Origin of the sequence: Vibrio sp. 99-70-13A1, from assembly GCF_013114625.1 — a bacterium.
Taxonomy (GTDB): Bacteria; Pseudomonadota; Gammaproteobacteria; order Enterobacterales; family Vibrionaceae; genus Vibrio.
Genome location: NZ_VTXD01000018.1, coordinates 24,841 through 48,756 on the forward strand (window position 1 = coordinate 24,841; position 23,916 = coordinate 48,756).

Consider the following 23,916-nt stretch of genomic DNA (forward strand, 5'->3'; position numbering starts at 1 on the left):
GAGGCTATTTATGAAATTACTTAAAGCGTTTTGGAAGCGACTAACGACTCCAAGTAAAGCAGCCGTTGGTGTTGTTTTATTCATGGGTTTTGCTGGTGGTCTTCTATTTTGGGGCGCATTCAACACCGGTATGGAAGCGACTAACACTGAAGAGTTTTGTTCAGGCTGTCATGCTCCTATCGTGGCTGAAATTCAAGAAACGATTCACTACTCTAACCGCTCAGGCGTTCGTGCTATCTGTTCAGATTGCCACGTTCCACATGAGTGGACAGATAAAATCGTTCGTAAGGTACAAGCGTCTAAAGAGCTATACGCTCACTTCATTTCTAAGACAATTGATACTGAAGAGAAGTTTCAAGAACGTCGTGCACACTTAGCTGAACGTGAGTGGGCTCGTTTTAAGAGCAATGATTCTTTAGAATGTCGTAACTGTCACCAGTTTGACTTCATGGACTTCTCAGAACAAAGCCCACGCAGTGCAAAACAGCACTCGACTGCGCTAGCTTCTGGTGAAAAAACATGTGTAGATTGTCACAAAGGTATCGCTCATAAACTACCCGACATGCATGGTGTAGAAGGCTGGCAATAAGGAGAACCTAAATGAGTTCATTAGAAAGTTTTATTTGGCACTTCTTAGGCTATAGCGCTATGCCAGTCATCATCTTGGCAGGCTTTGCTGGTGTTGCAGCTGTATCTCTTTGGATTTTATCGATGGGTAAAGACAAAGAAATCGACTAGAAGACAAATTTAAGTCAACCTTGCTAGCGATTTGATCTGTTATGAGTTGACACAAAAAAGCCACTGAATTCAGTGGCTTTTTTATTACTTATTCTTGATATCTTAGATCAATAAGTTTCCGATGAAAGGCTATTAACGACAAACGGTCAGATAGGATCTATTGTGTTTTAACAGTTCACTATTACGTAAACCATTCATTAACTGACAAACAACCAAACGCCAACTCCCATCATCAATGTACCCGCTATACGGTTCATTAATTTCACGTTATCAGCCTTACCTAAAACACGCTTTAAGCTCTTACCACCGGTGGCATACAATGTCATACAAACAAATTCTGAAACTAGAATGATTGAAATGAGTATCAATAATTGTGGGGCAAGCGCCTTGCTACTGTTAATGAAAGGAGGCAGCAGAGAGATCATAAACGCCCAGCCCTTAGGGTTCGCTATTGCGGTTACAAAGCCCTGAACGACTAAATCCCAGTCTTTCCCTACGTTTTCAGTTTGGTTATCTGTACTAATCGCCAACTTCCCTTTAGAGCGCCACATTTGAACACCTAAATAGAAAAGGTACCCTGCCCCTATAAACTTAAAACCAGTGAATAGCCAAGGGTAATTAAGCATGACCGATGCAATACCAAGTACTGCTGCGACTGAGACCACCGCTACGCCCGCTAATTCCCCGATCATCATCCATAGAGTGCGTTTATAACCAATACTCATCCCCAAGGTGAGAGCCAAAGTCATACACATTCCCGGCGTTATTGAGACAAAGAAAAAGGTTGGGATAAACGCCCAAAGTAATGCACTGTCCATAGTTTCCCCAATTTAGCGATAATTTATAATTAGTGATCTTGTAATTAACTTCGTACATGAGGGCAAAAGAGCTACATACAAAAAGAGCCACATAATAGTGGCTCTTTCTAAATACAATCTTAGTTTTGTATTCGTAGAATTTCTGTCTCTGTAGAGGTTCAGCTATAACAATTCATTTCACCAGTAAACATAATGTCACAAGTTGTTACACTTAGTCTTTACTTACGTCTATTTTTAATACGATTCATCATTGTTAAACGACGTTCAGCAGAGGCTTGATCCGGCTTTTCTTCAGTCGCATTATTCTTGCGGCCTTGACGGTTTTTATAAGCCGACTTCGTGTTCAGCTTTTCGATGTAAGCTTCACGTTTTTTAGGCTCGTAACCAGGTTGCTCAACTCGACGAATGCGTTGCTGAATCAGAGTCTCCACTTGTACTACAGTTAGCTCTTCTTCGCGGTTAACAAATGATACTGCATGACCTTGTTTACCAGCACGACCAGTACGGCCAATACGGTGAACGTAATCTTCTGCAAGGAAAGGCATGTCGTAGTTAATAACATGAGGAAGATCGGCAATATCAAGACCACGAGCCGCAACATCAGTTGCAACCATAACTCGAGCGCGACCTTCTTTAAAATCATCTAGAGCACGACGACGAGCACTTTGTGCTTTATCACCATGGCAAAGCACTGCTTTGATGCCATCAAGTTTCAGCTCTTTTACAACTTCATTAGCCGTTTCTTTGTAGTTCACAAATACAAGCACTTGGCGCCAGTTTTTACGGCCAATTAATTCAGAAAGTAGCTCTGTTTTACGCTCTTGGTCTACCGGATAAACCACGTGACCTACCGTAGCAGCCGTTGAGTTCTCACGCTCTACACTGATACGTTTTGGCTTACGTAAAATATCAACAGAAAGCTGATTCAACTGGGTAGAAGTTGTTGCAGAGAACATCATGATTTGAGGTGATGTTTCTACATCTAACATGATTTTACGCACAGCGTTGATAAAGCCCATATCCAAGATACGGTCAGCTTCATCAAAAACTAAAAACTCTAAGTTCGCTATCGATACATTGCCAGCTTCTAGATGCTCTTCTAAACGACCAGGAGTCGCAACAAGCAAATCCACACCAGCATCAAGCTGACGAACCTGTGAAGACATTTTGTTTCCGCCATAAACCGCAGCAACATTAAGGTTCGTGAATTTAACGTAATCTTTAATGTTGTCTGCAATCTGTGCAGCCAATTCACGAGTAGGAGCAAGAATAAGTGCACGGGCAGTGCCCTTTGACGCTTTCTTATTACTGTCGATCAAGTGTTGAATAACAGGCAGTGAAAATGCAGCAGTTTTACCTGTACCTGTTTGCGCAGTCGCAAAAATATCATGCCCTTTACGAGCCATTGGGATCGCTTTTTGCTGAATTGGAGTGAGTTTTTCATACCCACATTCAGTAAGCGCTTTTACTAATTCAGGAGCAAAACCTTGTGAAGAAAATGACATTATTACGGTTCCTTAAGCAGACAGCCTACATTTCTTATTTCAGCCGAGCACTATAAATGAATTAAGGTGATTTATCTCACATTAATCGTGATATAGAGCAAGTTTTATTACTTAAAATAGCATTTATTTCTTTTACCCAACCAATAATAAAAGAATCATCATTAATATGTGCAAAAAGGGAGCAATTTGCTCCCTTTTTTCATATTCCAAACCAACTCACTTCAATTTCTGGTTCATGTTTGCTTTGTATTTTATGTGAAAGAAACACTCTCCTAAGCTTAGCTTAGCTACAACCTTGTCAGTTAACTGGATAAGCTAGATAAGCTGGACTATTTTTCTTGAAGCCCACAAAGCGATAATAACACTTGCTCTAAGTCATCCCATGGCATCAGTTGTGAATCAATAACCTCTAAACGAGATTCAAATCCATCAAGTGAGATTTCATGAACAGAGACGACTTGATTCGCAACATTGAACGCGTAACAACCTTGGTCCGTGTTAATTACAGCTTTCACACGCTCCGCAGTCAATGCGGAAAGCATGGAGAATAGTTGGTCAAAGTCGAACTTATGCTCTGCCCCAAATAACCACCCACAACTGAAATAACCCTGACCTTTATTTTCTTTTCTGACAAAAGCTTCACCAGGCGAAAGCTTGAATTGAGGCTCTTGCTCCGCATGTTCATGATGATGGGATTCTAGGTTGAACGAAGCACTGCCATGGACTCTTTCAATATCAAGTACTTCGAGTGGAATCTCTCCATGATGTATCAATTTACTGAACACTTTCGGTGGTGACTGCTCGGTAATCCAATCATTAAATGCATCAATGTCTTCTGAATGAACCAAATCAACCTTAGTACCGATAATCACATCAGCGCTATCTAATTGGTCATTGAAGTTCTGGTTGGAAGTATACTTTTCAATACTTAAATTACGTGGGTCAACTAGCCCTAACGTCGCTTTAAGATCAACATAAGGCTGGTATTGTTCAGAGGTTAATGTGGCAACGACCTGTTTAGGGTGACCTAAGCCTGTCGGCTCAATCAGGAGCCTATCGGGCTTTTGACGTAATAGCGCATTGATTCCTACTGACATTGGCACACCAGCAGTACAGCACATACAACCACCTGGCACTTCCTTGAACATCGCACCTTGATCTGTCAGCAAAGCACCGTCAATGCCAATTTCACCGAATTCATTCACTAAAACTGCCCAATGTTCATTTTCAGGCTTATTTTTAAGTAAGTTAAGAATTGAGGTCGTTTTACCCACTCCTAGAAAGCCGGTAATAATGTTCGTTGGCACTCTTTTCGTCATGTCACATCTCCTTTTTCTTGGAGTATATACCTAATTATGGCAATAACGGCAGCAAACCATGAGATTTTAACTCTCTGAGATATATGTAATTACTCAACCCAGCCATTTTTATTATTGACCAAGAGTAAGTACATCATGAAATAGAAGGTGGTTTAGAAAGTGATAGGCAGACAAAAGGCGTACTGTATGTAGCAAGTACGCCTTACCCTCGTGACTCAATCGTGAGTTCGCGAATCAGGAAGTCATAGATAGCAACCTGAACATATTACGAGGAACTAGAAATGGTATTTTTTTGAATCCATCCAAATTGTGTGTAAAACCTCATTCTCCTTGCGGTTCGTTATGTTGCTTTACAATTTAACTATGGTTCATTTTTAGAGAAAAACAAGAAAGTAGAAGTTGAAAAGTCTCTTTTGTGATCTCGATTCAAAAGTCAACTACGGAAGAGCCAAAACAACACTGCAAATTTGAAATCATAAGTTGCGCAATTCACAGGTAAGCTCCATGTATTCCAATGATGTTCTTGTGTAAAATTTACGTGCAACACACCTTAGTGTCACATAATTCAGTGACAACCATTTGCTACATAAAACTAACCTTTACTTTATATAGGCGTGTTTGTAGCATCGCTGGCAAATAGGTATCTCCCTGATATCGCAGTATTCTTTTATAACTGACCACAAAATGGAGCAATACATTGAACTGGAGACGACTCATTCGTGTGCAAAATGTCCCCCCTTCCCAAGCATCATTAGCACTTGGTGTTATCGGGTTAGGACAAGCATGGTCGCTTTATATTCCAGGTTTCGGTGACACAATTCGACCTTTAATGGCTTCATTTGGCGCCATTCTATTACTTCCTGTATTGCTCAAATACTTCACTAGCTACAATACTTTTATAAATGATATTCGCCACCCTCTTAGTGGAAGCTTAATGGCTCCTATGAGTATGGCTTTATTGGTACTGTCAGATTATCTCGCCGCTGTTTCTCCAGCCTTAGCTTACCCTATTTGGTTTGGTGCGCTGTTACTTCATTTTACTATGATGGTCTTATTTTTCAGCTTTCAAGCCATGAATTTTAAGATGTCGAATATAGTTCCGAGCTGGTTTCTTTACCCTGTGGGGCTTATTAGTAGCTCACTCGCAGGCTCTCAGTTTGGATTAACCGTTTTTTCTGAAACTCTCGCTTCTGTCTGTATCGGCATCTATTTCTTCATGCTACCGCTAGTTTTATATCGATTAGTTTTTGAAGGGAAACTGCCAAAACGTGCAAGGCCCACGCTCGCGATTATGGCAGCGCCCGTAAACCTTTCATTGGCAGCCTATCTTGTTAATTTTTCAAACCCTGACCCGATTTTAACGGGTGCGCTAGCAGGCATTGCTATCACAATGACATTGCTCATTTATTTATGTTATATCCGATTAATGCGCCTTAAATTTCAGCCTTCTATTGCAGCTGTAACTTTCCCCTCGGTTATCAGTTCTATCGCCATGCATCACCTAACTACTTTATTTGGCACAGAATATCCGCAATGGTATTGGCTTCATTCATTCGGCTTTTTTGAATTAACTATCGCGACTATTCTGGTTGTGTGGGTTTCAGGTGGTTACGTGAAGATGTACTGGCCTGAATTTTTCAACACTTCAAAGATAATTAATAAAGTGAAGCGTTAAACAGATAGAACGTATCAATATCGCTGGACATTCAAATAACAAAAAACGGGAAGCAATGCGCTTCCCGTTTTTTATTTCTATCTTTCCGGTTCAGACTACTTCGGCAGCCTCAGAATTATCATAGCGCCTTTCTGTTCTGTATCGCTGTACAAAATTGGGCTCACTTGCACTTCAACAAGAAAAGTTTTATTCGGCTCACTTAGCTTACGTATGTTGACTTGCCCACTGAACTCACTCAATGTTTCAAGTGCTCGATATAACCAATTAGCAACGCTTGGCGCATTTTCATCAACAGCTGCAAATAGCAGCTCAAAGTCTTGGCTGTAAACTTCTTTAGAATCAATTCTTAACCATTCTGCTGCCGCTGGGTTGCAATAATCAATTTTACCCTTGCTATCCACTGTAAAAATGAAATCACTTATCGAATATAAAAGCAATTGACTGAATTGATGTTGCTGGTAAAGGTTGTTGTATATCTCACTAAATTTATTACTTAATACGCTTATTTCACCATATTGCGAATATTCGTAAGGGCGTAGATCTTCTGCCAACTCTGAACCATTTACTTGATTTAACCACTCGATTAAACGTTTGATTGGCTTTGTAACGGTTGCTCGCAATACCGCGACTAAAATACCACTTAATACGATGAGTAAGACAAGCTCTGGAATGAGTAAGCGCCATTGTGATGCAATACTGAATGGGCTTCGTTCAATGACGAGTTCAGCCAAAATTGGTAATCTAGATTGATCGGAAAAAAAGATACTGTATGTCGCTTCTAATGTTTTATCTGTATATATGATCTCTGATTTTTCGACGCGCCATTCAGTACCAAATGCCATTCTCTCTATCGCATCGGGTTGAAGCATATTAATAAGACTAAAAGACTCTCCGAGATCTGAACTTATCTCATCGAGAGTTCGTTGCGTCATCTCTCTTAATAGAGTAATACGACCATTACTTGCCATGTTTCCCGAGTTGTCGCTGACTGGTTGCGACACATATACAAGGATACGACCTTGTAAAAATACGACTCCTCGTTGAATTACTCCCTTCTCAATATCATTGATATCGGTAAATAATGACCAGAGCTGGCTATCTGTAATGTAATCATATGAACTGATTCGATAGAGCGCTTTACCGGCATTGTTATGAATAATGACTCCATCTAATGAGCTAGTTCTAAGTGAATCAGAATCCAGTGAGTTCTCTACAAACTTACGGTTTGGGGAGTTAATAAAATCAAGCGTTTCATCCCAGTATCCGTAATCTTTTGCCATATCTGCCACACTATCTACTCTTGAACCTAAAAGTTTCAGTCCTATGTATAGATACTTATCTACTAGCTTTTCCTCTTGTTCTTTTTTCTCGTTATGTCCTGCATACATAGAAATACTGGTCATAATTCCAAACATAAGCGTCATGGCTAACACAAAAATAATGACTAACCGCTTTTCTATTGAGTGGTGCCATTTAATTCTTTTGATTGTGTGCATTCAGTGCTCCCAGGCTTAAAAGCGTACGCTATTTCATAACCTTGGTAGTATAAGTACATTACATAATGTATTCCATACTATAAATTGATTATTTTGCATAAAAAAAGACCTCACTGAATGAGGTCTCTATAGTCAAATTTGCGATCTACTCGCTTGCTCCATTACTTAATCGCTTACGATGGAGCAATGGTTAAAATAATGGTTAGAAATTGGCGTGAGGACCAAACACTTCATAATGAACTCGGTCACGACTGACGTTCAATGAATCCAATTGTTCAACAATATTCTTCATGAAACCAACGGGACCACAGATATAGAAATCTCCCTCAGAAAATAACTTGAATCTAGAGACTTCTTCAAGATTCATCATTCCTTCAAAAGTATGTTCGCAAGGTTCATTTTCAGCTTTCATATACCATGTTTTTGCAGCCCATCCGTTTGTATCCATAATTTGTTGGACTCGGTTTGAAAACGAATGCTGCGATGCATCTTCACAAGCATGCAAGTATGTCACTTCCTCTGTTTTAGATCGGCTATTCAATAACTCAAGCATTGATTGCATTGGTGTAACACCTACGCCAGCAGAAATAAGCGTGACTGGTTTATTACGCTCTTGATACATAAAATCACCCGCTGGGGCATACAGATTCACTTCATCACCCACTTGTACGCAGTCATGAAGATGATTAGAAACCAGTCCTGCTTGTTCCGTTCCATGCCCTTCTCTCTTCACTGAGATTCGATAGTGCTTACCATTTGGTTGATCGGACAATGAATACTGGCGAATTTCATTGTAGTCACTGCCTGTAGGTTTCACTTCAATACCGATATATTGACCAGGAATATAATCTAATACACTCTCCCCATCTTTAGGGGTCAAAACGAAGCTTTTCACCAGTTCAGATTCTTGTGTCTTTTCTGAAACAGTGAAAACACGAGCAGCCTCCCATCCACCAACCGCTTGCTTACGCTGTAAGTACAACTCAGCTTCACGATCAATAAAGACTTTCGCTAAAAATAAATACGCAGCTGTCCATGCTTCTTCTACTTCAGAAGTAAACGCATCTGGAGCTAATTCTCTTAACGTTTCAATCAGGTGAAGACCAACGATTTGGTAATGCTCTGGCTGGATATTAAAGCTCGTGTGCTTTTGAGCAATACGTTCTACAGCGCTGGTTAGTGCAGCAAGGTTCTCAATATTTTTTGCGTAAGCAGCGATAGCTTCAAATAATGCGACACTCTGACGACCCGTTTGTTGATGCGTCATGTTGAAAATGTCTTTTAACTCTGGGTTATGCGTGAACATGCGTTGATAGAAGTGCATGGTTAATGCAGGACCAGCACTCTCTAATAATGGGATAGTCGATTTAATAATGTCTATGTGTTGATTGTTAAGCATGTTGATACTCCGTTCACTAGTAAGTTGACAATTTTTATGTCGAACTGACCAATATTGTTGATATTTGACTTTATTGATTTCAAATAACGTCAATTTGAGTTCTGTGACTCTTTATTGATTAACGTTAATTTCGCTTATGAATGGGTCTTAACTACTGAGTTTTTTACTCAATTTTTATTATGTTAATACAGCGACTTACCATTCAATCCACTCACCAGCATTCACTGGATACTTAGCTATAGCATGAAGAGTGCCAACTTTTGAAAGCCCGTAAATACGAGCCTTACAGAGAATCATTAGCATTTATATAAGTCAGAAAGACCTGTTAAAAATGTCATAAAGACACTACTATGTATTTAAATTTCGATATGCGAGTCAATCATGCAAGATATTTCAGCTTCAACACTTATGGAAATGACCATTGGGTTAGCCAGCGGGCTTAATGACCAAGATCGATTTAATCGCTTAATAGACGCAATACGAAAAACCATTACCTGTGACTGTGTGGCTTTACTTCGCCTTCAGGGTGACACTTTAGTCCCTATCGCCATGCAGGGACTAAGCCGAGATACGTTTGGCAGACGATTTGTTATTGAAGAACACCCTCGCTTTAAAGAGATTTGTGAATCCAAATCACCGATTCGCTTCGATTCAGACAGTTCACTGCCCGACCCATTTGATGGGTTACTCATTGATCACGATGGTGATTTACCAATGCACGCGTGTATGGGGTTACCTTTGTTGTTCGGTGACAAGCTACTTGGCGTTTTAACCCTTGATAGCCTTGCACCTGATGTATTCACCAACATCCCTGCTCGTAATTTAGAAGTACTCGCTGCCATTGCTGCCTCTACCATGCAAATGGCGATGACTTTCTCTCAACTTGAGCACCAAGCAAAACAATCAAAGCAGTTATTAGAAGAATTAAACGTTGAAGCCTGGGAACGTGATGGTGGTGAGTTAATTGGTAAAAGTGACACTATGACAGCATTAAAAAATGATATCGCGGTGGTCGCGCCTTCTGAGTTTAATATCTTAATTCATGGTGATACTGGTGTAGGTAAAGAACTTGTCGCACGAACTCTTCATCACCAATCACAGCGCAAACGTAAGCCTCTTGTGTATGTCAACTGCGCAGCCATTCCTGAAAACCTTGTAGAAAGTGAACTGTTCGGGCACGTTCGCGGGGCATTTACGGGTGCAGATAAGAACCGTACAGGTAAGTTTGCTTTAGCTGACGGCGGCACTCTTTTCTTAGATGAAATAGGTGAATTACCATTGGCGGCGCAAAGTAAATTACTGCGCGCTTTACAAAACAATGAAATTCAGCCAGTTGGTCAAGACAACATTGAAACCATTGATGTGCGAGTATTGGCTGCAACAAACCGGGATTTAAAACAAGAAGTAGAAGATGGTCGATTCCGAGCCGATTTGTATCACCGTTTAAGTGTTTACCCGATTGCAGTTCCAGCCTTGAACGAACGTGGTGACGACATCAGTTTATTAGCTGGATTCTTTTTAGAGCAAGCGAGACGCAAACTTGGTATTAACCAGATCAAATTCAGATCGGATGTATTGGTTTTCTTAAATCGATACAGCTGGCCAGGTAACGTACGTGAACTTGAGCATGTAATCAGCCGCTCAGCCTTAAAAGCACTTGCACGTAGTACAAACAAAAGTTTAGTGACTATCTCAAAAGAGGATTGTGGTCCGCTGGATCAAGATCAACCAGCACCCGTCCTTTTAGACGCTTCTTCAAGTACCAAGAGTCCAAGTATTGATTTGAGTGAAGGGTTAAGAACGGCAACAGAAGACTTCCAGCGAACCGTCATTACAGAAGCACTTGAGCAGTCAAACTACAATTGGGCTCAAGCGGGTCGACTGCTGAAAACAGACCGCGCAAACCTAACCCGGTTAGCAAAGCGCTTAGGGCTAAATGTGGCTAAAACTCACACTATTGAACGGCTTTAAGGACTATATACACGTTGGTTGAAGTATTAAGTAAACCTCGGTTAGCACCTTCAACCAATTAACCTGCTCTATATTCAGATACAAATATTAACCTCGAGAGTTGAACGTATTGAGTAGATTGTGTATATAATGCTGCGAATTGTAAAACTTACTTTAAATATGTAGAGATAATTATGAAGTTTATCCGTTGGTTTCTTGGTCGAATCATTTTGCTTTTGAATTTTGTGTTTTCACCTCGTGGCGTTAAGCGTTCTCAAGAAGAACAAAACACAGTGAACGAAAGTGCAAAAAATTACGCTCTTTATCAATTTGAAGCTTGCCCATTTTGCGTAAAAGTTCGCCGTTCAATGAAACGTCAATCTGTTAAATTTGACATCCGTGATGCTAAAAATAATGAACAGCACCGTTCGGAACTTGAAGCAGGTGGTGGCCGAGTGAAAGTGCCATGTCTACGTATCGAAAAAGATGGCAAAACTGAATGGATGTATGAATCATCTGATATTGTTGCTTATCTAGAAAAAGAATTTGCTTAATCGAGTTTAGTCCTGAATTAATATCATTCAGGTGATTTCGAATATGTAATTTAGTAGATCAAAAAGCCCCATAGTTACGAGCATAACTATGGGGCTTTTGAATTTAGATTAGTCCAGCAGACATGAACTGGAAGCTCCAAATCATAAATTTAATTGGAGACAATCAACATTAGCTCAACTCGCCTATTACAAGCTTTCCCCTTAGAAGATTGGTTATTACACGCTGGTACATACTCACCAAACCCACGAGTGTAAATAGACGAGCTTGCTACGTTATTTCTTTCAAGCCTAGCCTTCACTTGTTTCGCACGTTTTTCTGATAGCGGGTCATTAATATAGTCAGAACCAGTATTATCTGTGTGTCCTTCAATAACCACGTCAATATCGGTTCGCTTAGCTAAATAATCCCCTAGTATATCAAGCCATTGATTATAGCTAGGTGGCGTAGCTGAGCCCGTATTAAAGTTAATGTGATCAGAGAGCTTTACCATGATGTGATCACCAGGAAGCATCTCATAATCAATACGGTGTTGTCTCAGAAAAACTTCTAACGAATCCTCCATCGAGGCAGGAGAGCCGTAGTTATTTACTAATGCTTTTTGCTGAGGGACATTTTGCTGAACAGGTTGTTGTACTGCACCCCAATCTGGGTAGAGAACGTCATAATTTGTCTTTGGCGCAGTCTCAAGCATGCTCTCAAACTGCATCACCTGGCACCCTGTTAATGCTAAGCTAAAAACTATGGCTAAATACTTCATTCAATTACCCACTCATCTGCTCGTATTTATCTTACTTTTACCTATATCGGCACATCTCCAATAACTTTAGTTCAAATAGATCCATGCAAATAAAATAGTGTTCAAGATCACATTTTTTCTTGCCGCTTAACTTGGAATGATAATGCTTGGCTTTGTTTGCATTTAATTACTTTATTATGGTTTGCCAACTGTCTCTAAATGGTTAAAATCTGGAAACTTCTTAAAGTCCGAGTAAACACAATGTTTAAACCATTTTCTAAAATTATTGCTGCTGCCTTTGCCCTTCTAATTCTTGCAGGTTGCAGCGAAAACAGTGAGCCTCAAGAAGGGGCACAGTTTCAAAAGTTACCTGTCGAGTTAACTGAATTTAACCTTGCACCGATTACTGAAGTCTTCTCTTTAAACTGTGGTCATTGCCGCACCATGGAAACCAACATTCCTGAAATTGAATCTCTGACTAATCAGAAAGTTGGTAAGGTTCATGTTACTTTCAATGAAAGTGCTCAAATCAGCGCGATGATTTTTTACACGGCCGTGATGCAACTGAATGAAAACCCAAGCCATGATTTTATGGAAGACCTTTTCGCTGCAGTGCAAATGGGTGGCGATGTCACACCAGAACAGCGTCAATCAGCGTTAGAAACGGCTTTTACCTCTCGTAATTTAGTTAGCCCTTACCAGTTAAATAAAGAACAGCAAGTGGCTTTATTCCAATATATTGAAAAAGCACAAGAGATTTCAGTTCAGGGGCAAATCAACTCAGTTCCTGCTTTTATCGTTAACGGTAAATACCAAATTTTAACTGCAGGACATCAAGACATTAATGGTATTGCAGAAACCATTAATTACTTACTTGCTAAGTAATTTGCGCAATACCTATGATTTAACTTAAATATCATTCGATTCAAAAAACAACCAAAGCTAGGCGTACACTATGACCAAATTTATTCTACCTGTTATTGTTTTCATTCTTGCAGGTTTCATGATTTACCGAACATGGACAAATCACAAAGCAGGCGAACAAAACATTGAAGTTGAGCAAAAATTCTTAGCTGAAAACGCTCAAAAAGAAGGGGTTATTACCACTGAAAGCGGCCTTCAATATCTTGTGCTTGTTGAAGGTACTGGTACTGAAAAACCACTTCCTAGCAACAAAGTTAAAGTGCATTATCACGGTACTTTGATTGATGGAACAGTTTTTGATAGCTCTGTTGATCGTAATGAACCAATTACATTTGGCGTTAAGCAAGTGATCAAAGGATGGCAAGAAGGTCTTCAATACATGGTCGTAGGCCAAAAAATTCGTCTATTTGTGCCAAGTAAACTTGGTTACGGAAAAGGTGGTTCAGGTCCTATCCCACCGTCTTATACTCTAATCTTTGATGTTGAGCTTCTTGAGATTCAATAAGTAATAGAGCTAGACAGCTAACTCAAATAGAAAAAGCCCCTTTGGTCTTGCGAACAAAGGGGCTTTTTATTTGTCTGCTCCTTATGGAGCCAATGTGACTTTTATTTTGAAAGGCTAAGGTTCAGCGCAGAATCAAACTCTTCATGTTTTCCTTTCGATACATGCACCGAGCTGGCTTCTCCCCATACTTGATGGAGTGTTTCGTTGATGTCTGTCTCGCTCATGTGCGCGATATGGTAATCAAAAAACATTAACTTATCAGATGGTTGAATATACACATCTTGGTTGATCACTGATGATGAAATGTCAGATGCTGTTTGAAGTAATGTTTGATCAAGCGCTTCTTTCAAATCAGTACGGATATAAACAAGCTCTTCCTTAAATTCATTTCTAGTAATACCAATATTAACGATATCTTCCACGGCTTCTTGCATCACTAAGTAGGCATTGTTGATATCCATTTCAGAGCTTAATTCGACAATTGTGGTTGTCATAATTTGCTCGTGAAATACAACCGTTTCAGCAGTGTTAATGCTGGTAAACATGATTTGTTTGTCTTGGTAAGCTTGCTCTAAACGGTGAGTTAAAGCTCGGTTTGAAATGTCACGTGTTAGTTTTTCACGTTGGGCTTTTTTACTGTCTTCTAAATCAACATTGCTAAGCACTGTCATTGAAATTGAAGTAGCAGATTTAGTGACATTAATGGTTAATTTTTCAAAACTAGGCGCCGCTGGACTTTCAATAGACTGAGAGTGTTCACGTTCAATTTCGATGTAACCGTCATTGTCCGCGAACGTCTTATAAAGAGTGCGTTTTAGTTTACCGGTTCTAAAATCACCTACGATCACTAAAGAAACATTTTGATCATTAGTAGACACTTGTTCAACTTGGGTTTTCAATTCATCCATTGAATCAAACGCTTGCTGATCTGTTTCAAAGTTCAAAATGGTAGGCAGGCTCGGATTAAAGGCCGTTGTGATTTGAACGGCGACACCCTTGTGATCAGTCGGCATTAAGGTATAGCGAAGGTTGTCTGTTAATAAGCCAGTATCCATTTGACGAGGCAATGCAATATCTACAGGCTCAAACCAAAGGTCATTATTTTGCTTTGCAGCACCCGTTTGCGGAAGTAGAGCCAAAACTAATAGCGATGTGAGAGATGCGGTGCGGCGCGATACTGATGAAATACGAGTTAATAGCTGGTTAGCTAGAGAAGCGGTATATCGAGAAGGTGTTGAAATACGGAGCATAGACGACCTCAATAAAGGCAAATAAAAACCAGTAAGCGAAACATCTCACCTACTACTATTCGTTATTGAAGATTACTTATAATCGTCTCCGTGTTTGCCTGCAAATCCTTCCAACTATGACGTTGAGCAGCCCTTCTAGTAATAGAAGGTAAACCTGATGATGAGAATCTTATAAATTTTGCGAGATATTATAGTCTTTATCTCAACACATCAATTGATATGATTTTTGTATATAACCTTATGCCGTACATTCTCAGTATTGAGAACTTCCCATCCGTAAAGTTCCATCTATAATTTTTCATCTGTAATTTTCCGTCTAGAATTCTTTACCCATAAGTAGACGACTGGTCTAATTTACTATATCTTAAGCGCATGAACGATAAAACAAATGACACTCGACAACATATTCTAGATATCGGATATCAACTTATAGTGAATAAAGGCTTCACTAGCGTTGGTTTATCCGAACTGCTAAAAGTAGCTGGAGTACCGAAAGGATCTTTTTACCATTACTTCAAATCCAAAGAGCAATTTGGTGAAGCGCTGATCTTAGATTATTTCGAGCAATATATGACCCGAATTGACTCTATTTTGGTCTATGGTGACGGCTCACATTATGAGCGTCTCAACCACTATTTTTCACAGTGGCTTAAAATAGACTCAGGTACCTGTAACGCACACAAATGCTTGGTAGTTAAATTAAGTGCTGAAGTTTCAGATCTATCGGATTCTATGCGCCAGGCACTATTTCAAGGTGCAGATAAGATCACCTTTGCACTTCAGACATGTATCGAATCTGGAGTACAAGATGGTTCAATACGCGTCAAAGACAGCCATGAAGCCGCCCAAAGCCTTTATGCCTTATGGCTAGGTTCTAGTTTACTAAGTAAGTTAAGCCAGAATACGCAGAGCCTAGAGTTGGCTCTAAAAACAACAGAAAAGCTGTTACACGAATCAAGCTAATTTCATTAAGTTGAGATAGAGATAGAGATAGAGATAGAGATAGAGATAGAGATAGAGATAGATTTCAGCTTATAGCAATTAAATTCCGCCACTGCTATTTACGATTAAATACTTGGCGGTTTTTTAGGAATAAACACTAGACGACTGGTCTGATTATAATATCAAGGACATCCAATGACTGAACAAACAAACCGCCAAATAGTTTTAGCATCACGCCCACAAGGTGCTCCTATTCATTCAAACTTCCGTTTAGAAAACGTTGCAGCGCCTAGCATTCAAGATGGTGAAGTACTACTACGCAGTGTTTACCTTTCACTTGACCCATATATGCGTGGGCGAATGAGTGATGCGAAATCTTACGCAGATCCGGTAGCGATTGATGAGGTGATGGTAGGCGCAACAGTTTGCCAAGTAGAAGAGTCACAACATGCCGATTATGAAGTAGGTGAATGGGTGTTGGCTTATACAGGATGGCAAGATTTCGGTGTTTCTGATGGCGAAGGTCTGATCAAGTTAGGCAAGCAACCTTCTCACCCTTCATACGCGTTGGGTATTATGGGTATGCCAGGTTTCACTGCGTATATGGGTTTATTGGATATTGGTCAGCCGAAGCAAGGTGACACATTGGTTGTGGCTGCGGCTACTGGACCCGTTGGCGCAACTGTTGGTCAAATTGGTAAGCTCAAAGGCTGCCGTGTTATTGGTGTCGCTGGCGGTGAAGAAAAATGTCGTTACGCTAAAGAAGTACTAGGGTTTGATGAATGTATCGACCACAAAGCGGATGATTTTTCACAACAGCTTGAAGCAGCATGTGACAAAGGCATAGATGTTTACTTTGAAAATGTCGGTGGCAAAGTCTTTGATGCTGTGATGCCTTTATTAAATACAGGCGCTCGCATTCCAGTTTGTGGGCTTATCTCTCAATACAATGCGACATCACTGCCTGAAGGTCCTGATCGCATGTCTACCCTTGTGGCGACTCTTCTGATCAAACGCATTAAGATGCAAGGTTTCATCATCTTTGATGACTACGCACATCGCTACAATGAGTTTGCAACTCAAATGACTGAGTGGCTTGCACAAGGAAAAATTCAGTACCGTGAACATATGATTGACGGTTTAGAAAATGCGCCAGAATCTTTCATGGGTTTACTCGAAGGTAAGAACTTCGGAAAGCTTGTGATTAAAACTAACGAAGCGAAATAAATTCCGCTCGCTAACGATATAAGAAGGCAGCACATGATTACATTACACCACCTGAATAAATCTCGTTCGAAAAGAATTATCTGGCTTTTGGAAGAACTTGGGGTTGAGTACCAAATCAAACCTTACCAAAGAGACAGTGTCACGTTTCTTGCACCTCCAGAGCTAAAAGCGGTTCACCCACTGGGTAAATCGCCTGTTATTGAAGACAACGGCGTTGTGATTACGGAATCAGGAGCAATCACTGAATACTTAATTGATAAATATGGTGCTGGCAAGTTTTCACCAAGCCGTGGGACTTCAGAATATGTTGAATATTCTCAATGGCTTCACTTTGCTGAAAGCTCAGGCATCTTGCCTTTATTATTGAAAGTATTTGTCCTGAAAGACGGCTGCGAAACCAATTTTCTGAATGACTATGCCGATATTGAAACTGCAAAAGTCATGGCATATGTGAATGATTCTCTTCAAGAGAAAACGTATTTCGTGGCGGAGCAATTAACTGGCGCGGATTTCATGATGTCATTCATTATCGAAATTCTAGAAGCCAATGGTTCGATGCATCTTTATCCAAATATTGAGCTGTACGCTAAGCAAATACAGTCCCATGCGGCTTATCAAAAAGCGAACACTATTGAGATAGAGCATTCCGCTTAAGCTTGTCTTAGTTCTTGTCTCGACTCTTGGTTTTGCTTAACTAAGATTTCATCCCTCATTAGGATAATGATTAGGGGCAAGAATCCATTTGATAACAGAAGCCGATTAAAAACAGAAGCCAATTGTCATTAACCTGTACTTTTGGCTTCTCATTCTCTCCAAATTCGTCAACAATACTGCTCTAGTTAACCTCGCGATTTGAGTTTTATTTTAATGTCGATGTCTGAACCAAAGAACTGCTTTACTCCCCTGCCTTCAAGCAGTCACTTCACGTTGCCAAAGCGTTTCACTTTTCCTTATTACTATACACCTCACCCAATTGCCGATATCGCAGCGTCTCTGTTACAGGAGCGCCTTACCGCGATTGCCGTAGATGACAGTGCTATTGGTAATTTATACGCGGTTTTAGTTGTGCGAAATGCACAAGGTGAATTAGGTTATCTATCTGCATTTTCAGGGTTGGATTTACAGCCTCAGCTGGTTGATCCATTAAGCGAAATTACGTTTGTTCCTGCTGTTTTTGATTCCATGAAGTATCAACAAGAACATCAACATGATTTTGAAAATCTAACAAAGGTCATCGCACAACTCGACGGTTTAGAGAAGCAGAACCTTCTTGTACAGCTCATCGACAACCTGAAAGCAACTCAAGCTCAAGCAGAACTCGCACTAAAACAAAAGCAGCAGCAAATATCTGAAAATAAAGCCAATCGAAAAGCAACTCGAAAGCAGGCTGAACTGAACCTTTCAGAGACTGAAGTTGCCGATCTTATTAAGCAATTAGGTATCCAAAGTAGCCAAGAGAAACGTGAATTAAAATCTCTCAAATCGCAACTAAATGCTCAAGTCGAACATGCTCAATCACTGTTAGATAATCAGCAGCTCTCTATTAGTTCAATTGAAGAAACGAAGGCAAAATTGGAACAAGATTTAGAGCAGGCACGATTAGCAAGCTACCAGTTCCATAATAAAGATGGTCACATAAAGTCCCTTGATAAGTTACTCAGTAGGCAAGTGCTCGATGGGCAAGCACATAATGAACAGGTACTTAATGGACAATCGGCTATTCCTGGTACTGGAGACTGCTGTTGCCCCAAGTTACTCAATTACGCCTTTCAGCATAACCTTACGCCAATTGCATTAACTGAGTTTTGGTGGGGAATAGCGCCGCAAGCTGAAATTAGACAGCACAAAAATCTATACCCCGTATGCCAAAGCAAATGTTTTGAAATACTGGAGCATATGCTTGAAGGAATAGAGTTGGATGAAAATCCACTTATAGTGACGCCATCCGTAGGGAAAACCTTCGATACCATCTATGAAGATGCAGATTTTATTGTCGTCAATAAGCCCGAGGAATTCCTTTCTGTGCCGGGTAAGTTTATTGAAGACTCCATCTATACCCGCGTGAAAGCACTTTACCCAAATGCAACGGGGCCTTTGATTGTCCATAGGCTAGATATGTCGACTTCAGGCTTGCTGGTATTGGCTCTGACTGCTGAAGCAAATAAACATATACAGAAGCAATTTATCGACCGCACAGTCGAGAAGCGTTACACAGCACTGATTGATGGGTTAATCGAAACAGATTCTGGAACGGTGAACTTACCTCTACGAGGTGATATGACAGATAGACCAAGACAACTGGTTTGCCACCAGCACGGGCGTACAGCTGAAACCAAATGGGAAGTGATCGCTAGGAACAAAGCAACTAGCGCATCACCAGCTAACACGACAAAAGTATACCTTTACCCTAAAACGGGGCGAACTCATCAATTACGAGTTCATTGCGCTCATGTGAGTGGCTTAGGTTTGCCGATTACTGGTGATGATCTGTATGGCTTTAAGCGCGACCGCTTGTATTTGCATGCTGGGTATTTGAAATTTTCCCATCCAGCAACAGGAGAGATGATGGAGTTTGAAGTAGACGCTAATTTCTAATCGAACCGAGTGTTAATCCATAATCCATAATCCATAATCCATAATCCATAATCCATAATCCATAATCCATAATCCATAATCCATAAGGGCAGTTTACGTATTATCAGTAAACTGCCCTTTAATCTTTTATATCGCGGTAAGCTAATTAGAACAATACTTCCTTTATGCGTGTCACTTTGGTTACCAACAACGAACGGTCACTAGCTTGTTAATCAGTAAATTTATAAGCAACACCTAGGCTCATCGCCCAACCAAGATCACGCTGAACTAAAGGGCTGTTAGAATCATGTGATTCCAGCTCGAACTTAGCTAATGCAAGCCATTGAGGTGCGAAGGTATAAATCCCAATCAAGCCACCTTGATATACCCACGTGGAGCCTGAGTTATGAGCACTGAGCCCAGAGGCGGCAGATTCTGTCGCAGAGATGTTATACAAGTGCTGAGATAATTTTTTATCTCGATAATCCACCTCAACATAAGGTGTGAGAGTCAGGTTTGGGATTGGTGTATCAAAGCTTCTTCCTAAATGCGCTTGCACTTCATAACCATCATGTACACTGGAAACATCATGTAGGAATGTAATTCGTGCGCCAACCGTACCAATGGTTAGCCCTAACTCTCCACTGCCATCTCTATTTTCTATCCCTGTTGGAATATCTTCAAAGTCATCAGATACTTCTGCAAACCGCCATTGGCCAGAGATTCCTACATAGGGCAGTACAGAGACATTCACCAGACTACCATCTACAAAACCATACTTACCGTTATAAAATAGATTCGGCTCAGGACTAATACTCGCTTCATCTTCATCAGAAAAAACAGACTCTCCATATGAACCACTTAGCCCGATAAATCCGTAATCGTAATATTGCTCATCAGCTACAGCCATGAAAGGTGTAATAGCTAAACATAGTAAGCTGCATTTCAGTTTGTTTGCTCTATTCATGTTGATGTTCCTTCGTCGACTATTCTCTATATGAACCGTCAACAAAGGAAAAAATTACACAGCAAGATTAGATTTTTTATACAAGTCATAATTAATATAGGCTTCAAAATCCTATTAACCCGCTAACTGACTTATTTTTATGGAGGTTTGACTGTGATTTCAATCAACATACTTAAATGATTATTTCTATGAATCAAATAGCCACAGGAGTCGATTAGGGTTAGAGATAATGAAGTTTTCTGGGATGTATGAAGAAGACATGTCAAATTGGCATCAGCAGTTTGAACGAATGGAAACCGATGCTCACCAAGAGTTTTTAGTATTTTTAGGGATAGTAAGCAACGAGATAAACAGATTAGCGAACTTGGCTGAGTAGAATTCAACCAAGTAGAGTAGAGCTAAGTTAGAGTCAGAGTCAGAGTCAGAGTCAGAGTCAGAGTCAGAGCTATGATGTATTGCCTATGAAATACTTAAAGCGAGCTCAAAGCTCAATTTATATAAACGCAAAAGTTCGATTTACATATTTTCTGTGCGTTCCACAACACATTCATAAGATCCCATTTCGAATTCACGACAAATCCAAGGGCGGTTTTCGTAAATAGAGCACATTAATGTTTCACGATCTAATGCTGAGCACCAGCCGTCATCAAGCCGAAGCATGGTTTCCCCGCCCCACTCATCAAATGCGATGTGTTCTTCAGGTACACCTGTATCAGTAATGATCATCACTTCTAAACGGCAGCAGCAAGCTTGGCAGTTTCCACAGGTTACTTCAGGCTCGGTAATGTTCTTAACTTCTATGCTCATATTAAACTACATAATACTCAATTGCCGTATAGTAGTCGAAAGCGGTTCAGACTGCTATCTGTAGATGATTAACTTCATCGAAATGCTACACATCAGCTCAGGGAGGTGTGATAGACACCACTTATCAAGGTTAACTAAGTCTATTCAGCTATAGTAGATCTATTCAACTGCAGTAGATCTATTCAGCTGTAGTAGGTCCCACTTGTTACCATACAAATCTTGGAACACGACTACCGTTCCGTATTCTTCAACTCTTGGCTCTTCATTAAAAATGACGCCTTTAGATTTCATGTCATAGTAGTCACGCCAAAAATCATTGGTTTGTAAGAATAAGAACACTCGCCCACCGGTTTGATTACCAACCGCAGCATTTTGTTCGTCAGTGCTCGCCTGAGCCAACAATAAATTAGTGCCATTACCATTCGGTGGTGAAACTTGGACCCAGCGCTTACCGCCGCCTAAGTCAGTATCTTCCACCAATTCAAATTGGAGTTTTTGAGTATAAAACTTAATAGCGTCATCATAATTATCGACCACTAACGCTATATTTCCAATTTGCTGTTTAATAGAGCTTGTCATCGTTTGTCCTTTTCAAAAAAAAACCACCAAATAAAGTGGATAATACACGCTTTGTGTATATCTCATCTATCCAGTGGTTCTATATATTTAGCTCGACCTACATATCACTCAGTCTTAGCTAATTTTCAGCTAAACTTACTCTCAGCTCAACTTACAATTAGCTATACTTACGATTAGCTAAACTCGGCTTAATCGCAACTCAGTTTATTCGCAGCCCAGCTTTAGGCTGTAGCCGTTAACTGTCGTTGAGCTTGTGCTTTTGCCATTTTAACTGCCGCTATAGGACCTGTTATTAAGGTCACTGCGATAATCAAAGAAACCGGTACTGCTGTAATCACGATGAATGATTGTAATGCATTTAAGCCACCATCACCTGCGACTAAAAGCACACCCGCAACGCAACCCATGATCACAGCCCAAAATAGACGCTGCTTACGATCCGGTTCGTTGTCTCCAGATACCACCATAGCAATAGAATACGCCATTGAGTCACCCGTCGTTACTACGAAAGTCGTGGTAAGTACCAGAAACGCAGGAAGTAGAATTTCGCTAAAAGGCAGTTGCTGTAAAGAGGCAAGCAATACCGCTGGTAAACCACCATCAGCAAGAGCGCCTGAGATAATTCCAGGAGACTCAAGCTCTAAGAATATGCCGGTTCCGCCAAGCACTGAGAACCAAAAGTTCGTGACAATTGGAGCGCCTACCGCGACAGCTAAAATAAGCTCGCGAATTGAACGCCCTTCAGAAATACGTGCAATAAAGATTGCCATCATTGGCGCAAAACCGATGAACCAACCCCAGAAGAACCAAGTCCACCACAAGTTCCAGCCAGAATTACTGTTGGTTACGCTCATGTTTGGCATATCTTGCAGATAACTTGCGAAAGCCAGACCAAACTGCTCGAAGATGAAAGTCGTTGGACCGAGAATCAAGATCGCAACAAGCAGTGCAAAAGCGCCAATAACATTTAACCGACTTAGCCATTGTAAGCCTTTGTCCATGCCTGATGCTGCTGAGATTGCACAAATAGAAACCACGACAGCCAAAATCATCAACTGTGAGTTCATGTCATTCTTCAGGCCTGTCAGAACTTCTAAGCTGTATCCCATTTGAGATGCTAAGAAGCCAATTGGTCCGATTGTACCTGCCGCGACTGCAATAATTGAACATGCATCAATCATTGCCCCTAGCCAGTGATTTTCTAAACGGTCACCAACAAGTGGGAATAATAACGCTCGCGGTCGTAGCTTAATACCATGGTTATGGTGTGCATACATTAAAACGATAGTCGCCAACGTACCCAATACAGACCAAGCTAGAAAGCCCCAGTGCAAAAAGCTTTGGCTGAGAGCCGGTACTACAGCTTCTGCCGTTGAGCCTGCAACATCACCAAAACTAGGAGAAGGAGTAATAAAATGATAAATAGGTTCGGCAGCTGACCAAAACACGCCGCCACCAGCAAGTAAGGTACACATTATCATCGCTAACCAGCGAAAAGTGCCAATAGTTGGTTTTGACTGGGTTCCCATACGGGTTTTACCATAACGGGAAGCGGCAACACAAAGTGCCACTGCAAAGTTTGCTACCATCAACCACTGCCAAAAGTATCCGAATTGTTCGGCGGCAATTGAAAATGAGCTTTGAATTAGGGTCGTAAAACGAGGGAGATCAATGATCGCAGCAAGTAAGAAAAGGCTTATAAAACCAATAGTCAGAGCTGGAACAAGTTTGATGTCTAGAAGACGGTTTGAAACTTTGTTTTTTTCAGGTATTTCTTCGCCAATTTGGCATGCATCAGTTAGCATAAAACGCTCACGTAGTGTGTGAGGGGCGTCATAATATCAGCATCGATATTAATTTCCAGTAGAAAATATTATTTACCTATTAAGGATAATCCCCAATCAACACAAATTTATTATGCAAACGATATCTACGTATAAAAACCACTCA

Annotated in this window: 23 protein-coding genes; 12 read left to right on the forward strand and 11 right to left on the reverse strand. The window is 40.5% G+C overall.

Annotation, left to right across the window (positions count from 1 at the left end):
* Positions 1-10 precede the first annotated feature (10 nt).
* On the forward strand, positions 11-589 hold the full coding sequence (locus F0226_RS12535; protein ID WP_137375258.1) for a NapC/NirT family cytochrome c: 579 nt from the start codon (positions 11-13) through the stop codon (positions 587-589).
* Positions 590-600: 11 nt separating this feature from the next.
* Positions 601-738, forward strand: coding sequence for a TIGR02808 family protein (locus F0226_RS12540; RefSeq protein WP_171735961.1), 138 nt, complete (start codon positions 601-603; stop codon positions 736-738).
* Between the two features lie 197 nt (positions 739-935).
* Here F0226_RS12540 and F0226_RS12545 read toward each other — a convergent pair whose 3' ends face one another.
* The 3 genes from F0226_RS12545 to F0226_RS12555 all read right to left on the reverse strand — a co-directional run bounded on the left by F0226_RS12545 (position 936) and on the right by F0226_RS12555 (position 4,380).
* Positions 936-1,556: a LysE family translocator gene (locus F0226_RS12545; protein ID WP_171735962.1), complete on the reverse strand. Its 621-nt coding sequence runs from the start codon at positions 1,554-1,556 to the stop codon at positions 936-938.
* Between the two features lie 218 nt (positions 1,557-1,774).
* Positions 1,775-3,061, reverse strand: a complete 1,287-nt coding sequence (locus F0226_RS12550; RefSeq protein WP_137375261.1) for a DEAD/DEAH box helicase — start codon at positions 3,059-3,061, stop codon at positions 1,775-1,777.
* Positions 3,062-3,390: 329 nt separating this feature from the next.
* Positions 3,391-4,380: a GTP-binding protein gene (locus F0226_RS12555; protein ID WP_171735963.1), complete on the reverse strand. Its 990-nt coding sequence runs from the start codon at positions 4,378-4,380 to the stop codon at positions 3,391-3,393.
* A 697-nt stretch (positions 4,381-5,077) separates the two neighbouring features.
* Here F0226_RS12555 and F0226_RS12560 point away from each other — a divergent pair.
* Entirely contained in the window at positions 5,078-6,055 is a 978-nt protein-coding gene (locus F0226_RS12560; RefSeq protein WP_171735964.1) for a TDT family transporter, read from the forward strand.
* A gap of 95 nt (positions 6,056-6,150) precedes the next feature.
* On the opposite strand, the gene F0226_RS12565 is transcribed toward F0226_RS12560, so the two are convergent.
* Both F0226_RS12565 and hmpA read right to left on the reverse strand, forming a co-directional pair.
* The gene (locus F0226_RS12565) at positions 6,151-7,551 is read right to left on the reverse strand and encodes a CHASE4 domain-containing protein (RefSeq protein WP_171735965.1); all 1,401 of its coding nucleotides are present in this window, start codon (positions 7,549-7,551) and stop codon (positions 6,151-6,153) included.
* A gap of 202 nt (positions 7,552-7,753) precedes the next feature.
* Positions 7,754-8,950 (reverse strand): NO-inducible flavohemoprotein, encoded by a 1,197-nt coding sequence (hmpA, locus tag F0226_RS12570; RefSeq protein WP_171735966.1) that lies wholly within the window; start codon positions 8,948-8,950, stop codon positions 7,754-7,756.
* A 381-nt stretch (positions 8,951-9,331) separates the two neighbouring features.
* Between hmpA and norR the strand changes: the two genes are divergently transcribed.
* Together norR and F0226_RS12580 are read left to right on the forward strand one after the other, a co-directional pair.
* Positions 9,332-10,921 carry a nitric oxide reductase transcriptional regulator NorR gene (norR, locus tag F0226_RS12575; RefSeq protein WP_171735967.1) on the forward strand — a complete coding sequence of 530 codons (1,590 nt, stop codon included), beginning with the start codon at positions 9,332-9,334 and terminating at the stop codon, positions 10,919-10,921.
* Positions 10,922-11,094: 173 nt separating this feature from the next.
* Positions 11,095-11,454, forward strand: a complete 360-nt coding sequence (locus tag F0226_RS12580; protein ID WP_137375267.1) for a glutaredoxin — start codon at positions 11,095-11,097, stop codon at positions 11,452-11,454.
* A gap of 149 nt (positions 11,455-11,603) precedes the next feature.
* Here the strand turns inward: F0226_RS12580 and F0226_RS12585 are convergent, their stop codons facing one another.
* Positions 11,604-12,161, reverse strand: coding sequence for an OmpA family protein (locus F0226_RS12585; protein ID WP_253820822.1), 558 nt, complete (start codon positions 12,159-12,161; stop codon positions 11,604-11,606).
* A 291-nt stretch (positions 12,162-12,452) separates the two neighbouring features.
* Between F0226_RS12585 and F0226_RS12590 the strand changes: the two genes are divergently transcribed.
* On the forward strand, positions 12,453-13,076 hold the full coding sequence (locus F0226_RS12590) for a thioredoxin domain-containing protein (RefSeq protein WP_171735969.1): 624 nt from the start codon (positions 12,453-12,455) through the stop codon (positions 13,074-13,076).
* A 70-nt stretch (positions 13,077-13,146) separates the two neighbouring features.
* On the forward strand, positions 13,147-13,620 hold the full coding sequence (locus F0226_RS12595; protein WP_171735970.1) for an FKBP-type peptidyl-prolyl cis-trans isomerase: 474 nt from the start codon (positions 13,147-13,149) through the stop codon (positions 13,618-13,620).
* Positions 13,621-13,721: 101 nt separating this feature from the next.
* On the opposite strand, the gene F0226_RS12600 is transcribed toward F0226_RS12595, so the two are convergent.
* Positions 13,722-14,870 (reverse strand): hypothetical protein, encoded by a 1,149-nt coding sequence (locus F0226_RS12600; protein ID WP_171735971.1) that lies wholly within the window; start codon positions 14,868-14,870, stop codon positions 13,722-13,724.
* A gap of 372 nt (positions 14,871-15,242) precedes the next feature.
* On the opposite strand from F0226_RS12600, the gene F0226_RS12605 reads away from it, so the two are divergent.
* The 4 genes from F0226_RS12605 to F0226_RS12620 all read left to right on the forward strand — a co-directional run bounded on the left by F0226_RS12605 (position 15,243) and on the right by F0226_RS12620 (position 19,634).
* Positions 15,243-15,833: a TetR/AcrR family transcriptional regulator gene (locus F0226_RS12605; RefSeq protein ID WP_171735972.1), complete on the forward strand. Its 591-nt coding sequence runs from the start codon at positions 15,243-15,245 to the stop codon at positions 15,831-15,833.
* A 174-nt stretch (positions 15,834-16,007) separates the two neighbouring features.
* A complete protein-coding gene (locus F0226_RS12610; protein ID WP_171735973.1) occupies positions 16,008-17,039 on the forward strand; it encodes an NADP-dependent oxidoreductase in 1,032 nt (343 codons plus the stop codon).
* Between the two features lie 33 nt (positions 17,040-17,072).
* Positions 17,073-17,693, forward strand: coding sequence for a glutathione S-transferase (locus F0226_RS12615; RefSeq protein ID WP_171735974.1), 621 nt, complete (start codon positions 17,073-17,075; stop codon positions 17,691-17,693).
* A gap of 213 nt (positions 17,694-17,906) precedes the next feature.
* Positions 17,907-19,634 (forward strand): RluA family pseudouridine synthase, encoded by a 1,728-nt coding sequence (locus F0226_RS12620; RefSeq protein ID WP_253820819.1) that lies wholly within the window; start codon positions 17,907-17,909, stop codon positions 19,632-19,634.
* Between the two features lie 208 nt (positions 19,635-19,842).
* Here F0226_RS12620 and F0226_RS12625 read toward each other — a convergent pair whose 3' ends face one another.
* Positions 19,843-20,523 carry a MipA/OmpV family protein gene (locus tag F0226_RS12625; protein ID WP_253820823.1) on the reverse strand — a complete coding sequence of 227 codons (681 nt, stop codon included), beginning with the start codon at positions 20,521-20,523 and terminating at the stop codon, positions 19,843-19,845.
* Positions 20,524-20,809: 286 nt separating this feature from the next.
* Here F0226_RS12625 and F0226_RS12630 point away from each other — a divergent pair, with 286 nt between their 5' ends.
* Positions 20,810-20,956 (forward strand): hypothetical protein, encoded by a 147-nt coding sequence (locus tag F0226_RS12630; protein WP_171735976.1) that lies wholly within the window; start codon positions 20,810-20,812, stop codon positions 20,954-20,956.
* 140 nt (positions 20,957-21,096) lie between these two features.
* On the opposite strand, the gene F0226_RS12635 is transcribed toward F0226_RS12630, so the two are convergent.
* The 3 genes from F0226_RS12635 to F0226_RS12645 form a co-directional block, all read right to left on the reverse strand.
* Positions 21,097-21,387, reverse strand: a complete 291-nt coding sequence (locus F0226_RS12635) for a YkgJ family cysteine cluster protein (RefSeq protein WP_137375276.1) — start codon at positions 21,385-21,387, stop codon at positions 21,097-21,099.
* 159 nt (positions 21,388-21,546) lie between these two features.
* The gene (locus F0226_RS12640; RefSeq protein ID WP_171735977.1) at positions 21,547-21,966 is read right to left on the reverse strand and encodes a VOC family protein; all 420 of its coding nucleotides are present in this window, start codon (positions 21,964-21,966) and stop codon (positions 21,547-21,549) included.
* A 221-nt stretch (positions 21,967-22,187) separates the two neighbouring features.
* The gene (locus F0226_RS12645) at positions 22,188-23,771 is read right to left on the reverse strand and encodes a BCCT family transporter (RefSeq protein ID WP_171735978.1); all 1,584 of its coding nucleotides are present in this window, start codon (positions 23,769-23,771) and stop codon (positions 22,188-22,190) included.
* Positions 23,772-23,916 lie beyond the last annotated feature (145 nt).

Excerpts from the sequence above, each read along its gene's own strand:
- F0226_RS12535 (WP_137375258.1), top strand. The coding sequence starts at position 11 with ATGAAATTACTTAAAGCGTTTTGGAAGCGACTAACGACTCCAAGTAAA.
- F0226_RS12540 (WP_171735961.1), top strand. The coding sequence starts at position 601 with ATGAGTTCATTAGAAAGTTTTATTTGGCACTTCTTAGGCTATAGCGCT.
- F0226_RS12545 (WP_171735962.1), bottom strand. The coding sequence starts at position 1,556 with ATGGACAGTGCATTACTTTGGGCGTTTATCCCAACCTTTTTCTTTGTC.
- F0226_RS12550 (WP_137375261.1), bottom strand. The coding sequence starts at position 3,061 with ATGTCATTTTCTTCACAAGGTTTTGCTCCTGAATTAGTAAAAGCGCTT.
- F0226_RS12555 (WP_171735963.1), bottom strand. The coding sequence starts at position 4,380 with ATGACGAAAAGAGTGCCAACGAACATTATTACCGGCTTTCTAGGAGTG.
- F0226_RS12565 (WP_171735965.1), bottom strand. The coding sequence starts at position 7,551 with ATGCACACAATCAAAAGAATTAAATGGCACCACTCAATAGAAAAGCGG.
- hmpA (WP_171735966.1), bottom strand. The coding sequence starts at position 8,950 with ATGCTTAACAATCAACACATAGACATTATTAAATCGACTATCCCATTA.
- norR (WP_171735967.1), top strand. The coding sequence starts at position 9,332 with ATGCAAGATATTTCAGCTTCAACACTTATGGAAATGACCATTGGGTTA.
- F0226_RS12580 (WP_137375267.1), top strand. The coding sequence starts at position 11,095 with ATGAAGTTTATCCGTTGGTTTCTTGGTCGAATCATTTTGCTTTTGAAT.
- F0226_RS12585 (WP_253820822.1), bottom strand. The coding sequence starts at position 12,161 with ATGCAGTTTGAGAGCATGCTTGAGACTGCGCCAAAGACAAATTATGAC.
- F0226_RS12590 (WP_171735969.1), top strand. The coding sequence starts at position 12,453 with ATGTTTAAACCATTTTCTAAAATTATTGCTGCTGCCTTTGCCCTTCTA.
- F0226_RS12595 (WP_171735970.1), top strand. The coding sequence starts at position 13,147 with ATGACCAAATTTATTCTACCTGTTATTGTTTTCATTCTTGCAGGTTTC.
- F0226_RS12600 (WP_171735971.1), bottom strand. The coding sequence starts at position 14,870 with ATGCTCCGTATTTCAACACCTTCTCGATATACCGCTTCTCTAGCTAAC.
- F0226_RS12605 (WP_171735972.1), top strand. The coding sequence starts at position 15,243 with ATGAACGATAAAACAAATGACACTCGACAACATATTCTAGATATCGGA.
- F0226_RS12610 (WP_171735973.1), top strand. The coding sequence starts at position 16,008 with ATGACTGAACAAACAAACCGCCAAATAGTTTTAGCATCACGCCCACAA.
- F0226_RS12615 (WP_171735974.1), top strand. The coding sequence starts at position 17,073 with ATGATTACATTACACCACCTGAATAAATCTCGTTCGAAAAGAATTATC.
- F0226_RS12620 (WP_253820819.1), top strand. The coding sequence starts at position 17,907 with ATGTCGATGTCTGAACCAAAGAACTGCTTTACTCCCCTGCCTTCAAGC.
- F0226_RS12625 (WP_253820823.1), bottom strand. The coding sequence starts at position 20,523 with ATGGCTGTAGCTGATGAGCAATATTACGATTACGGATTTATCGGGCTA.
- F0226_RS12630 (WP_171735976.1), top strand. The coding sequence starts at position 20,810 with ATGAAGTTTTCTGGGATGTATGAAGAAGACATGTCAAATTGGCATCAG.
- F0226_RS12635 (WP_137375276.1), bottom strand. The coding sequence starts at position 21,387 with ATGAGCATAGAAGTTAAGAACATTACCGAGCCTGAAGTAACCTGTGGA.
- F0226_RS12640 (WP_171735977.1), bottom strand. The coding sequence starts at position 21,966 with ATGACAAGCTCTATTAAACAGCAAATTGGAAATATAGCGTTAGTGGTC.
- F0226_RS12645 (WP_171735978.1), bottom strand. The coding sequence starts at position 23,771 with ATGCTAACTGATGCATGCCAAATTGGCGAAGAAATACCTGAAAAAAAC.